The following is a 12,623-nucleotide window of genomic DNA, read 5'->3' on the forward strand; positions in this document are numbered from 1 at the left end:
GTGTATATGCCTTTAAAAATGGCCCGGTGGCTCAGCTGGTTAGAGCGCCGCCCTGTCACGGCGGAGGTCGACGGTTCGAACCCGTTCCGGGTCGTTTTTCTTCTTAATACATTTGCTGATAATTTTACAGTTGGGGTCTTAGCTCAGCTGGGAGAGCATCTGCCTTACAAGCAGAGGGTCACAGGTTCGAGCCCTGTAGGCCCCATTGAATGTATTATTTATCAAAAAATGTATATAATATTAATATGGGCGAATTCCCGAGTGGCCAAAGGGGACAGACTGTAAATCTGCTGGCACTGCCTTCGGTGGTTCGAATCCACCTTCGCCCATTAAAATGCAGGTTGACAAATTGTCATCAGGCATTTATACTAAATATGTTAGCGCGGGGTGGAGCAGTCTGGAAGCTCGTCGGGCTCATAACCCGAAGGTCGTAGGTTCAAATCCTGCCCCCGCAATTTTTTATGCTCAGGCATAAGAAAAAGCCCAGATAGCTCAGTTGGTAGAGCAGAGGACTGAAAATCCTCGTGTCGTTGGTTCGATTCCGACTTTGGGCATTTTAAATTTAATAAGGGCGTGTAGCTCAGTCGGTAGAGCACTTGACTTTTAATCAAGTTGTCCCGGGTTCGAATCCCGGCACGCTCAGTAGGTCGTTTTTCATTGTATTTGCAAAGAAAAACGGCTTTTTTTGTTTATGCTGAATTTTGTTTATGATGAAAAGTGAATTTCAGAGAAAGGATTAAGATATGGGCAGAAGAAGAAAGTCAGATTCCAGTGGCAAGACGATTCTTTTAGTGCTGCTGGCAGCATTCTTTTTGATTGCGGCAATTTATGTGGTTGTTCAGGTAATTGGTACAATTCATAAGGATTACAGTTTGATTGAGCAGAAAGAGGACAGCAGTACAGAAACAGCACAGACCATTGAAATTGAGCATGAGGAAGAAACACAGGGATGGAATGAGACCGAGAGGGGATGGACATATAAACTGGATGATGAAACCTGGGCAACAGATCAGTGGCTGGAGATTGAAGGTTTTTTATATCATTTTAATGAAGATGGAATCATGAATCAGGGAAAATGGCAGAAGGAAGGACAGATTTATACCTGTCATGATGTGAAGGGCTATCTAAAGAACATAGAAACTGATTTAGATTATATTCCTGATGATATGGGTGAAAATCTGGACAGTCTTGCCAGAACCAATGCTTTCTGGTGTTTTCTGGATGATGAGGACACGGGGATTTTTAAAACGATTCTGTATCGTAAAACGGTTGAAAATAAGGTTAAGCCCTTGGGGGATGAAAATGCTCCTGAGAGAACTACAAAATATTCTCTGAGAGCGGACGGAGATTATGTGTATTATCTTCCTTTGGTTAAGGAAAGTGAAAAAGGCAAGCTGACAGAATCTGAAAAGGCGCTTTGCGGGCGGCTGGTACGGATGATACCGGGACAGGCTGTAAAGGAGATTATTGCAGAGGATGTAGATGGGTATCTGGTTGTAGACGGAACGATTTACTATGCCCAGGGGGGAAAGATCCATTCGGCCACATCAGGAACGGAAACCGCAGTTGGTGAAGAAAGCTATAAGGTTCAGATCCGGGACGGAAGCTGTTATTTGACAGACAGTCTGGGAAATATTGTGACGCCTGAAAATGGAACTGTGGTGGAAATGGGTGACAGAAGCTACCGTCTGGAGGAGAACGGGGCAATTCGCTATGTAAAGCGCAGAGATGTATCTGTTAATGGTGTTACTTTCCGTTTAAAGAGAGAGGGAACCGGCATGATGGTGTTGATGGAATCAGATGGAGCTTCCAGAGCAGGCATTACGGGAGAATATGGTGTACAAAGCTTCTGTATTGTGGATAATTTTATTTTTTACTGTGCTTATGTGGATAAAGGAGCAAATGGAGAATGGTACAGCCGGATTTTCAGGGCAAATCTTAATGGAGAAGGAAAAACGCCGGTCAGCGGAATGTTTCCGGGAACCATAACGAATCTTTATTATTTTGAAAACGAAGGGCAGATGTACGGAGAATATTATCCAGAGATATGGAAGAATGCCTATGGTACGATTGTAAATGTGAGTCAGAGCGGAACCATTTACAGGATCAACGATGCGAATGTGCGTACGGGAATAAAGGTAAGCGGTAATGATATGCTGGAGCTTGTGATGGCTCAGGATGGCAAGCTGATTTGTCTGTGGCATGACTGCAGCTGGAGTCCGAAAGCAGGGATTACCAAGGTGCTTTGGAGCCGTCCGGTGGAATTTTTGGCATCTGAAAAGATTTTGGTGGAAACGGTTTCAAAACTGCCTGAGCAGACTGCAGCTCCTGCTGAGGAAGAGACAACAAAGGCAGCTGTTGAGACGGTTCCGGTGAATCCGCAGCAGGTGTCCGGTTCAAATCAAATATCTCCCGCAGAAACAACAGCTGCACCTGTGAAGAATCCGAACCAGCCGGCAGATACTCCCGGCACTTCGGTTCAGACTCCCAAGCAGGAAACAATTTTAGGAACAGAGGCTCCGGGAAAGAGTATACAGACGAATCCTTCAGAAACAAAGTCAGATGAGGTGAAGATTGTGCCTTTAGGCTAATCTTCATCAAAATCTACTACCACATAGAAGCCCCGGGCATTTTCGCGGACATCCTTTACAATACCGTATTCGGATTTAATGCGGTCCCGGGCTGCAAAACAGCCGGACATGGCGACGGCAGGATCAATAATATAGCTGTAGCTGCTGGTTCCCTCGCGTTCAATGATTTTTACTTTATCGCCGGGACTTACCAGACCGGGGCGTTCCATTTTAAATTCAACGGTTCTCACGTTTTTTGACCTCCTTTTCTGTTTCTTCGCATACCATTTTGATGTATTCTCCAAGGTTGTGATCTCCACAGCCGGGGATATAGTGATTACAGCGGTTGACTGGTATGAGAATTTTATAAGCGGGGCTTTGTCCGATGGCAGTAGCCATAGACGGAGTTATTTCGCCCATCAGGGCATCTGCGATTACAATTCCTATGGGGCCTATGATGATATCGGCTGTACGGGCGCCGACGATTACGGGATTTTCACCGGTTGCTCCGTAATCTGCTCCTGCCTTTAGCATGGCGGAAGTTGCAATACTGTTGGTGCCGATGGCGTAAATTTCAAGGTCAGGGAGATTTTTTTTCAGCTGTTCAATGACGGTTCGGCCCATTTTACCGCCCTGACCATCTATGATGACAAGTTTCATTTGTGAAAATACCTTCTTTCTGCTGTGATTTACTATAGAATATTACCAGAGATGAATGGGAAACTCAAGGAAAAGCAGGTCTTGACAAATAACCTTTAGATGCTATAATCAGAAATGAGCAGAAATGCAGAAAGCTTTGAAGGAACAAGTACTTTGCAGGGAACAGACAGAGAGCAGCCGGGTGGTGGAAAGGCTGTGTGGAGAATGCAGGGGAAAACCAGTCCTGAGCTGTGTCAGGGATACTGTTTTTACAGTCAGATGTTTGGCGCTGGAGTGAAAACAGAGGAAATGATGCCGTACCCCGCGTTAAGGGATCAATGAGTGAAAATCAAGGTGGAACCGTGTATATGCACCCTTGGACATGGAAATGTGTCCAGGGGTTTTTTATTTGGCCGCAGGCCGGAACGAACGGGACCATTTTCAAAGATCATAATAGGGCCCGGAAAATGGGCCTGACGATTAAGAAAGGAGTTTTACCATGAAAATCATTTTACCAGATGGAAATGTACAGGAGGCAAAGGATGAGTTAAGGGCGATCCGCCATACCGCTTCCCATGTGCTGGCACAGGCTGTAAAGAGACTGTATCCGGAGACAAAATTAGCCATCGGACCGGCTATTGATGATGGCTTTTACTATGACTTTGACAGAGAGGGCGGATTTACTCCTGAAGATCTGGAGAAGTTAGAGGCTGAGATGAAGAAGATCATCAAGGAAAATATTCCGTTAAAGCCATTTGTGCTTCCAAGAGATGAAGCAATTAAGTTAATGCAGGAAAAAGGCGAGCCTTATAAGGTAGAGCTGATTGAAGATCTTCCTGAGGAGGAGACGATCAGCTTTTATCAGCAGGGTGATTTTACAGATCTGTGCGCAGGCCCCCATATTATGTATACAAAGGGCGTAAAGGCATTTAAGCTCACAAGCATTGCAGGCGCTTACTGGAGAGGCAGCGAGAAGAACAAGATGCTTACCAGAATCTACGGAACTGCATTTGCAAACAAAGAGGATCTGGAAAATTACCTGACCATGCTGGAGGAGGCAAAGAAGCGCGACCACAGAAAGCTGGGCAAGGAGCTGGGTCTGTTTATGTTTACAGAGGAAGGCCCTGGTTTCCCATTCTTCCTTCCAAAGGGCATGACCTTAAAGAATACCCTGATCGACTACTGGAGAGAGATCCATTTAAGAGAGAATTATCAGGAGGTTTCCACTCCTGTGATCTTAAGCCGCAAGCTGTGGGAGACCTCCGGTCACTGGGATCACTATAAGGATAATATGTATACCACTGTGATCGATGAGGAAGACTACGCAATTAAGCCAATGAACTGCCCCGGCGGTATGCTGGTGTACAAGTCTCAGCCGCGTTCCTACAGAGATCTTCCTCTGAGAGTAGGCGAACTGGGTCTGGTTCACCGTCATGAGAAGAGCGGACAGCTTCATGGTCTGATGCGTGTGCGCTGCTTTACCCAGGACGACGCCCATATCTTTATGACTCAGGAGCAGATTACTGAGGAGATCAAGAACGTTACAAGACTGATCAATGAGGTTTATACCCTTTTTGGCTTTGAATATTTCGTAGAGCTGTCTACCAGACCTGAGGATTCCATGGGATCTGACGAGGATTGGGAGCTGGCTACCAACGGCCTGAGAAACGCTCTGGAGGAAATGGGGCTGGACTATATTGTTAATGAAGGCGACGGTGCATTCTATGGTCCTAAGATTGACTTCCATCTGAGAGATTCCATCGGACGTACATGGCAGTGCGGAACCATTCAGCTGGATTTCCAGCTGCCCCAGCGTTTTGAGGCTGAATATGTGGCTGAGGACGGCACAAAGAAGCGTCCGATTATGATTCACCGTGTATGCTTTGGTTCCATTGAACGCTTCATCGGTATTCTGATCGAGCATTTTGCAGGTAAGTTCCCTGTATGGCTGGCTCCGGTTCAGGTAAAGGTAATTCCTGTATCTGAAAAATCTATGGAGTATGCAACAGGTGTATATGAGAAGCTGAGAGCAGCCGGTATCCGTACAGAGCTGGATCACAAGGATGAGAAGGTGGGCTACAAGATCCGTCAGGCACAGCTTGAAAAGGTACCCTTCATGCTGGTACTGGGCGAGAAGGAGGCCGCTGAGGGCGCAATTACAGTGAGAAGCCGTGACAAGGGTGATCTGGGAAGCGCACAGCTGGATGAGTTTATCGCAGATGTGAAGAAAATGGTAGAAAGCAGAGAGAGATAATTGTATTTTCTGAAGATTATAAAATGATAAAACAGGCGCATTCGTTTACCGGGTGCGCCTGTTTTTTACAGGAGGGGAAGAATACCTGATAAAATCTCATAGATGACACAAAATTCCCCACATGGTAAAATATGTGTATATAAGAGTTATCAGTCTCAGTAACTGGGCGGCAAAGATTTGGCTGTATGGAGGAGGAAACGTGGCATTTAAGGTGGTTTTGGTGGATGATGACCTGCTGGTGCTTCAGGATTTGGAAACACTGGCAGACTGGGGAAAATACGGATTTACTATTGCTCAGACCTTTACGAACGGGGTGGCAGCATTGCGGGGAATCAGAGAAATAAGACCGGATTTTATTGTAACAGATATTCGTATGCCTATTATGGATGGGCTGCAGTTTGTTGAGAAGGTAAGAACATTGCTTCCGGAGACAAGGATTCTGCTTTTGACTGCATATTCTGATTTTGATTATGCCAAAAAGGCAATTGATCTGGGAGTATTTAATTATCTTTTGAAAAATGAACTGAATAAGGAAACTCTGGAGGAACAGCTGGAACGGGTGTTTCTGGATCTGATGCGGAATAAGGATATAAAGGCAGCTATGGTGCAGAAGGCATTTCGCAAATTTTTGTATGCACCGGAGCGCAGAGAGCTTCAGGAGGAGCTTTTTCATGAACTGGCAGAGCATTACGGACAGGCGGTTGGATTTTTTTATGTAATTCCAATGTCCGCTTCAGAGGGGGAACATTTTGCAGGAAGCGTCTGTACGGCTCTTTCAGACTGCCATGTTATGCCGGCAGAGAATGGAAATGAAATATATACGGTTTGCGAAGCATGGGAGCGGAGGTATGTAATTGTTTTGTTATGTATGAAGCGGATGCCTGCAAGCCGGCTGGAAACAGCAGGGATTATTCGGATGGCCGCTGAAAAACTGTCATTATGCCTTCAAAAACGGGTTTCTGCCAGAGTGCTGTACCGCCAGGAGGGAGGAATTGTTTCCGATATGGAGCAGGCAGCGGAGCTTTTAAAATCAATTCAGGCAGCAGTTCCCTATGGAATCTTTGCAGGAGATAAAAGGGAGGTGGAGATTTCAGAGCTTGTGGGAAGGGGGCAAAAGGATGTGTGGGAGAGCAAAACAGAAGAGCGCCTGTACCACTGGTTTGCTTCAAAAGAACCATATGAGATAAAAAACGGACTTTCCGATATTTATAAGGAGGCAGAAAAAAATGGTTCTGTCAAACAGGCATCCATAATTGCAGGCGCGATGGAAAATGCAGTAAAGGAGTATGTGAAGAGGGGAATCTGTTCTACAGAAGATTCAAAGGAAATACGGCAGCTGACGGAAAGCTTTTGTGATCTTCGGGAGCTTTTTGGCGGATATGAACGTTTTTTAGAAAGGATAGAATCAGAAGATAAGGAAAAGAGCTACAGCACACGTGTTATAAAGGTAATCCGGTTTATCCGTCAAAACTACGAAAAAGATATATCAGTTGGTGATGCGGCTCAGCTTTTGGGACTTAATGGAGAATACCTGAATAAGCTTTTTAAGAAAGAAACAGGTGAAAGCTTTTCCCGTTATCTGACTCAGGTCCGTATGGAAAAGGCAAAGGAGCTTTTGGAAAGCGGACAGTTTAATGTAAGTGAAGTTTCTGCCCGTACAGGCTATAAGAGCAGTCAGTATTTCAGCATTACCTTCCGCCGCTATATGGGATATTCTCCATCTGAGGCAGAGGCACACAAAGGAGATTAAATTGAGACAGTCCATATGGAAAAAAATAGTTGCGGCTGCCGCAGCAGCCATTGTGGCAATGACGCTGATTGGTATGGGGATTTCCTGTTCGTATGCTTATATCAATCAGTATCGTCAGCAGAGACACAGGGATGAGGCAGCTATGGCTTTGTGCGCGAATCAGTGTCAGACACTGTTAAATGATGTGCGTATGCTGGCTCACAGTGTTGCCGAAAATGAGCTGGTACAGCGGTTTTATAGTCAGGATACCCATGAATATTTTGAAACGATCGAGGCGATTCAGGAAATTAAGGAAACCATACACTTAAGAGTACATATTAAAAACGCAGTTCTGATCCAGGGGGATCAGGTGTACTGGTCCTACAGTCCCTTTGAGCCCTATTTTAAAGAGCGTCTTTCAGAAGAATGGTATCAGGAGATAAAGGATGAGAGAGAGGCCTTCAGCCGGGTGCATACCTGCGGATATCCGGAAAATTCCCGGTATCTGACCTATCTGTTGAGTATTCCGGATAAAGGTACACCAGATAAGGAGCTGGGAAAGCTTCTGTTAAATATAAATGTGCAGTATTTTTCAGATATTATAGGAGAGACAGCAGGCTTAAGCAGCGGATATTTTGTATCAGACTTAAGAGATGGAACGGTTATTTTAGGGCAGGGAAATCAGGAAACGAATATTCGTCTAGCAGAAAAAATGGCAGCATCTGTTCAAAGTGAAAAAAAGTACAGAGGAGAAATGGAAATCGGTTCAGGAGATAAGGGGTATTGTCTGTGGAGCGCTTTTCCGGATGCGGGTATTGGAGTGGGTATGTATACATCATCCGGGCTTCTGTTTCAGTATTCAGAACAGATGCGGTATTTTTTTGTTGTGTATTCCGTGTCCACTGCAGCGGCGATCCTTCTTTTGACATTTTTGCTTATACGGAAGTTTTTACAGCCTATTTCCCAGATATCGGCGGCAATGTTGGATTTTTCCGGAGGAAAACGTAAAATTCTGGTAATAAAAACAGGGGACGAGCTGGAGATGCTCAGCTGTCAGTTTAATGAGATGGCAGAGCGGATCGAAGAGTTTATCAAACGAAGGATACAGGACGAACGGATTAATAAAAAGCTGAAATTTGATATGCTTATGTCGAAAATCCATCCGCATTTTCTTTATAATACCTTAAATTCAGTTATTTACCTTGCCAGAAGAGACCATAATCAGGATATTGAGAAAATGGTACAGTCTCTGATTCTGATACTTCAGGATGGAATGGCTGCGTATTCGGGAAAAAGCTGCGCTATGCTGAAGGAGGAGCTGGAGGTGGTGTCGGCTTACTGCGTAATTCAGAATTACCGTTATAAGGATAAGGTTTCTGTAAGTATAGAGGTTCCGGATGAACTTACAACAGCTTATGTACCGAAAAATATCCTTCAGCCTCTGGTGGAAAATTCCATTTACCATGGAATTGCGCCCATGGAAGAAAATGGTTCTATTGAGATTCTGGCAGAGCAGAGGGAGGATATGCTGGATCTTTGGGTAATTGATACGGGTATTGGTATGGATGAAGAAGAGTTGAAAAGGCTGGAACAAAATGGAAAAGGTCACTCAGGAGTGCATTCCATTGGAATTAAAAGTATCAGGGAACGTCTGGAATACCTGTATCCGGAGCATTACAGCTTTGAAATTTACAGTGAAAAAGGGAAGGGGACAACGATTTTAATATCGGTTCCTTACCAGAAGGATCTGTCACTGCTGAGGGAAGCAGAGGAAGATGAAGGGGAGATTCATGAAGAATGATAACACAGGCGTAAAAAAGCAGGCGGCGGCAGTATTTATCATCACTGCTCTGTGCTATGCGGGAATTTTATTATATATGGTTCAGGCCCAGAAAACTCAGTTTGAGACAAAGGGGCAGGAGGTTATTACCATCTGGTACTGGGATGATTCCATAGAGGAGCTGTTTGAACAGTATAAGAAGGATACGGGGAGCACCTACCGGCTTAATTATGTAAATGTATCTATTTCCGATTATGCCAGACAGATTGAAAGCGCCATTGATTTGTCGGGAGAGCTTCCGGATATCTGTTTTCTTCAGGATTACTATGCGGGTAATTTCCTTCCCCTTCCAATCTGGGAAAATCTGGGGAATGAGCCTTATGGTGTAAAATATGAGGATTACCCGGAAGGGTGCAGAAGCTATATGACCTCGGCTGACGGAGCTATCGTGGCTCTTCCCTATAATCAGGACGCTGCGGGGCTGGCGTATCGGGCTGAAATGGCAAAACGGGTTTTTGGAATTGATTCGCCGGGGGAAGCCATGGAGCTGTTTGCAGACTGGGAGAGCCTTCTTAATAAGAGCCTGGAGCAAAAGGAAAAGGGGCATCAGTTTATGCTGTTCAATTGTCTGGGAGATGTGGGGTCTATGCTGTTTAATCAGACAGACGAACCCTATACGAAGGAGAATAAGATGATAAAGCCGGAGCGTTTCCTGGACTACTTCCGCTATTTGGACAGGCTCTATGATACAGGTCTGGTGGGAAATACGGCTCAGGTATCCATGGAATGGTCTCAGGATTATTGGGAAGAAACCTATATGATGGCTCCGTGGACATTCTGGGTTTCCCAGTATGATACATTTTCTGTTAATGAAAAGGAGGACTGGACGCTGATCAGCCCTCCAAATGGAAGTTTTAAGTGGGGAGGAATGGTGCTGTCAATTCCGTCCTCCAGCAGGGAAAAGGAGGCTGCATGGGATTTTGCCAGTTATCTGGCTGGAAGTATGGAGGGGGCAGAGGCGAATAAGCGGGTAAAATGCCGCCAGCTGACGTATTTTGGCTGTGAGCACGGAACAGAGGAATACAGAACTCTGGAGATTGAAGGCTTTGGAAATCAGGATATAGGAAATTATGTGAGCAGTGAGCTTATGAGTCACAGAAAGGAGCGCCCGCTTTCGTCCTATGATCTGGAGCTGGATGAGATATTTCATTTGACTATTGATGCGATTATCCATGAGCCGGAGCTGACGCCGGAGGAGCTGTACGCTTATTTTCTCCGTATGCTGAAAAAGGCAGTGCCAAAATTACAGGTGCCGCCGATATAAAAATATCCTGTTTTTGAACAAAAAATCCACTTTTTCATGTATATGGATCAGTGGATTTTTTTTATAATTATTTTATAAAAACAAAGAGGATAAACATTAAATAAAAAACAAATTGCATAAATAAATGCCAGAAATCAGACGGGAGGGAAGCAGAAGGGATGTTTCAAAAAACAGTGGTAGTAGACAACACGGGAATGAACGAATGGGCGAAGAAACGCCTTGGAGAGCTGTCAGAGGAAGTGGTATTTTACGATGATTTCCCCACGGATTCGGATGAAATTACAGAGAGGGTGAAGGATGCAGACTGTCTGATGGTATCCTATTGTACCCTGATTACAAGACAGATTCTGGAAAAATGCCCTAAGCTGAAATATATTGGGATGTGCTGTACCCTTTATAATGAGAAGAGCGCAAATGTAGATGTAGCCTATGCCAGAGAAAGGGGCATCGTTGTCCGGGGAATTACAGATTACGGCGACGGAGGCGTCATTGAGTTTGCAGTAAGTGCACTGGCAGACCTGCTCCATGGATTTAAGGGACATCAGTGGAAGGAGCGGCCCAATGAATTTTATAATCAGAAGATAGGAATTGTGGGAATGGGAAATACAGGCTTTAAGCTGGCAAGAGTTTTGAAGCTGATGGAAGCAGATGTGTCCTATTCTGATTTAAGGTGCTGTGAGGAGGCAGAAAAGCTGGGAATTTGCCGCCGGACCTTAGAAGAACTGTTAAAGGAAAATGACATTATCTGTACCCTCCTCCCTAAAAATACCTGTCTTTTAAGGGAAAAAGAGTTTGAATTATTTGGAAATGGAAAGATCATTGTCAATACGTCCATAGGACCTACATTTGATGTGGAAGCAATGAAGAAGTGGCTGTCCCGGGAAAATAATTATTATATTTGCGACGGCGTTGGAATCGGGGATACATGGGAACAGCTTCATGAATGTCCCAACATGATTTATACAGAACGCTGTGCAGGAAGCTCTGAGCAGTGTACCCTGCGTCTGTCTGAAAAGAGCATTGAAAATGTAGAACATTTTCTGGAAGAAATACTAAAAAAGGAGGAAACACGATGAAGGAGTTAGTAGAACGGCTGCTCAGGTATATAAGCATCGATACCCAGTCGCAGCATGGAAGCCAGACCATTCCCAGTACAGAAAAACAGAAGGATCTTGGAAGGCTTCTGGTAAAGGAGCTTCTGGAAATGGGTGTGGAAAATGCGGAAATGGATGAATTTGGAGCAGTTTATGCATGCATTCCCTCCAACAGCGGAGAGGGAATACCGGCCATTGGCTTTACGGCCCATATGGATACTGCGCCGGATCTTCCGGGCTGCAATATTCATCCAAGAATCATAGAAAACTATGACGGAGAGGATATTGTTCTGAATGAGAAAAAAAATATTATTTTTTCAACAGAAAAATTTCCAAGATTGAAGGTTTATAAGGGGAAGGATCTGATCGTCGGCGACGGAACCACCCTTTTAGGAGCAGATGATAAGAGCGGTGTAGCCGTAATCATGCAGATGGCAAAGACGCTGATGACACATCCGGAAATCGGCCATGGACAGGTAAATATCTGCTTTACCTGCGATGAAGAGATTGGAAAAAGCACGCTGAATTTTAACCTGGAAAAATTCAACTGCGATTTTGCCTATTCTATGGACGGAGGAGAGCTGGGAGAGTTCTACTATGATAACTTCAACTGCGGAATTGCCTATGTAGAGGTAAAAGGAGAGGTAGCCCATACGGGATATGCGAAAAACAGAATGGTAAATTCCATGCATATTGCCATGGAGCTGCACAGCCTGCTGAATCCATTGGAGATACCGGCCAATACAGAAGGAAGAGAAGGCTTTACTCATCTGGCAGAGATTCACGGAGATGTGGGAACTACCTCCATGCGGTATCTGGTCCGGGATCATGAGATGAGTAAATTTACGGAAAAGAAAAATGCCCTGCTGACAATTGCAGAGTTCCTTAATAAGAAATACGGTGAAAATACGGTCAGCATCCGCTTTGAGGACGTTATGTACAATATGAGGGATAAGATCCTGAATTTCCCGTTTATTATTGACAATGCGGTGAAGGCAATGGAGGAGCTGGGAATTGAGCCGGTAATCATCCCTGTGCGCGGCGGAGTTGACGGAGCAGAAATTACATTTAAAGGGCTTCCATGCCCCAACCTGTTTACAGGAGGAGATAACTGCCACACTATTTATGAATATACCTGTATTCAGTCCATGGAGAAATCCTATGAGCTGCTGGTGAAGCTGTGTGAGAGTTGTCTGGATGTAAGAAAAGATGCAGATTGTTCATAAGGAGGAA

The 12,623-nt window shown here is 44.8% G+C and carries 9 protein-coding genes and 6 tRNA genes; 13 read left to right on the forward strand and 2 right to left on the reverse strand.

Annotated elements, in window-relative coordinates:
- Positions 1-20 precede the first annotated feature (20 nt).
- The 7 genes from WKT10_RS11005 (at position 21) to WKT10_RS11035 (ending at position 2,591) form a co-directional block, all read left to right on the forward strand.
- A tRNA-Asp gene (locus WKT10_RS11005) sits at positions 21-94 on the forward strand.
- 38 nt (positions 95-132) lie between these two features.
- A tRNA-Val gene (locus tag WKT10_RS11010) sits at positions 133-205 on the forward strand.
- A 42-nt stretch (positions 206-247) separates the two neighbouring features.
- Positions 248-329: transfer RNA gene (locus WKT10_RS11015), tRNA-Tyr, on the forward strand.
- A 52-nt stretch (positions 330-381) separates the two neighbouring features.
- A tRNA-Met gene (locus tag WKT10_RS11020) sits at positions 382-455 on the forward strand.
- A gap of 26 nt (positions 456-481) precedes the next feature.
- A tRNA-Phe gene (locus WKT10_RS11025) sits at positions 482-554 on the forward strand.
- Between the two features lie 15 nt (positions 555-569).
- A tRNA-Lys gene (locus tag WKT10_RS11030) sits at positions 570-642 on the forward strand.
- A 101-nt stretch (positions 643-743) separates the two neighbouring features.
- On the forward strand, positions 744-2,591 hold the full coding sequence (locus WKT10_RS11035) for a DUF5050 domain-containing protein (protein ID WP_340277213.1): 1,848 nt from the start codon (positions 744-746) through the stop codon (positions 2,589-2,591).
- Here the strand turns inward: WKT10_RS11035 and WKT10_RS11040 are convergent.
- Both WKT10_RS11040 and WKT10_RS11045 read right to left on the reverse strand, forming a co-directional pair.
- The gene (locus WKT10_RS11040; protein WP_066543164.1) at positions 2,588-2,821 is read right to left on the reverse strand and encodes a hypothetical protein; all 234 of its coding nucleotides are present in this window, start codon (positions 2,819-2,821) and stop codon (positions 2,588-2,590) included. The two genes, WKT10_RS11035 and WKT10_RS11040, sit on opposite strands and share 4 nt — an antisense overlap.
- On the reverse strand, positions 2,808-3,230 hold the full coding sequence (locus WKT10_RS11045; protein WP_066543162.1) for a DUF3842 family protein: 423 nt from the start codon (positions 3,228-3,230) through the stop codon (positions 2,808-2,810). Before WKT10_RS11045 ends, WKT10_RS11040 begins: the two co-directional genes overlap by 14 nt.
- A gap of 478 nt (positions 3,231-3,708) precedes the next feature.
- On the opposite strand from WKT10_RS11045, the gene thrS reads away from it, so the two are divergent.
- The 6 genes from thrS (at position 3,709) to pepT (ending at position 12,616) form a co-directional block, all read left to right on the forward strand.
- Positions 3,709-5,463, forward strand: coding sequence for a threonine--tRNA ligase (gene thrS, locus WKT10_RS11050; protein WP_340277214.1), 1,755 nt, complete (start codon positions 3,709-3,711; stop codon positions 5,461-5,463).
- Between the two features lie 199 nt (positions 5,464-5,662).
- Entirely contained in the window at positions 5,663-7,213 is a 1,551-nt protein-coding gene (locus WKT10_RS11055) for a response regulator transcription factor (protein ID WP_340277215.1), read from the forward strand.
- 1 nt (position 7,214) lies between these two features.
- Positions 7,215-8,993 carry a cache domain-containing sensor histidine kinase gene (locus tag WKT10_RS11060; RefSeq protein WP_340277216.1) on the forward strand — a complete coding sequence of 593 codons (1,779 nt, stop codon included), beginning with the start codon at positions 7,215-7,217 and terminating at the stop codon, positions 8,991-8,993.
- Positions 8,983-10,296 carry an ABC transporter substrate-binding protein gene (locus WKT10_RS11065; protein ID WP_340277217.1) on the forward strand — a complete coding sequence of 438 codons (1,314 nt, stop codon included), beginning with the start codon at positions 8,983-8,985 and terminating at the stop codon, positions 10,294-10,296. Before WKT10_RS11060 ends, WKT10_RS11065 begins: the two co-directional genes overlap by 11 nt.
- 158 nt (positions 10,297-10,454) lie before the next feature.
- Positions 10,455-11,372 carry an NAD(P)-dependent oxidoreductase gene (locus WKT10_RS11070; RefSeq protein ID WP_177275066.1) on the forward strand — a complete coding sequence of 306 codons (918 nt, stop codon included), beginning with the start codon at positions 10,455-10,457 and terminating at the stop codon, positions 11,370-11,372.
- Complete coding sequence (gene pepT, locus WKT10_RS11075) at positions 11,369-12,616, forward strand: peptidase T (protein ID WP_340277218.1); 1,248 nt, start codon at positions 11,369-11,371, stop codon at positions 12,614-12,616. The genes WKT10_RS11070 and pepT overlap by 4 nt, the downstream gene beginning before the upstream one ends.
- The last annotated feature ends 7 nt before the right edge of the window (positions 12,617-12,623 follow it).

The sequence above is a fragment of the Enterocloster sp. HCN-30185 genome (assembly GCF_037890305.1).
Taxonomy (GTDB): Bacteria; Bacillota; Clostridia; order Lachnospirales; family Lachnospiraceae; genus Enterocloster.

What these genes read in the sequence shown, in the direction of transcription:
- WKT10_RS11035 (WP_340277213.1), top strand. Translation starts at nt 744, where the DNA reads ATGGGCAGAAGAAGAAAGTCAGATTCCAGTGGCAAGACGATTCTTTTA.
- thrS (WP_340277214.1), top strand. Translation starts at nt 3,709, where the DNA reads ATGAAAATCATTTTACCAGATGGAAATGTACAGGAGGCAAAGGATGAG.
- pepT (WP_340277218.1), top strand. Translation starts at nt 11,369, where the DNA reads ATGAAGGAGTTAGTAGAACGGCTGCTCAGGTATATAAGCATCGATACC.
- WKT10_RS11070 (WP_177275066.1), top strand. Translation starts at nt 10,455, where the DNA reads ATGTTTCAAAAAACAGTGGTAGTAGACAACACGGGAATGAACGAATGG.
- WKT10_RS11045 (WP_066543162.1), bottom strand. Translation starts at nt 3,230, where the DNA reads ATGAAACTTGTCATCATAGATGGTCAGGGCGGTAAAATGGGCCGAACC.
- WKT10_RS11065 (WP_340277217.1), top strand. Translation starts at nt 8,983, where the DNA reads ATGAAGAATGATAACACAGGCGTAAAAAAGCAGGCGGCGGCAGTATTT.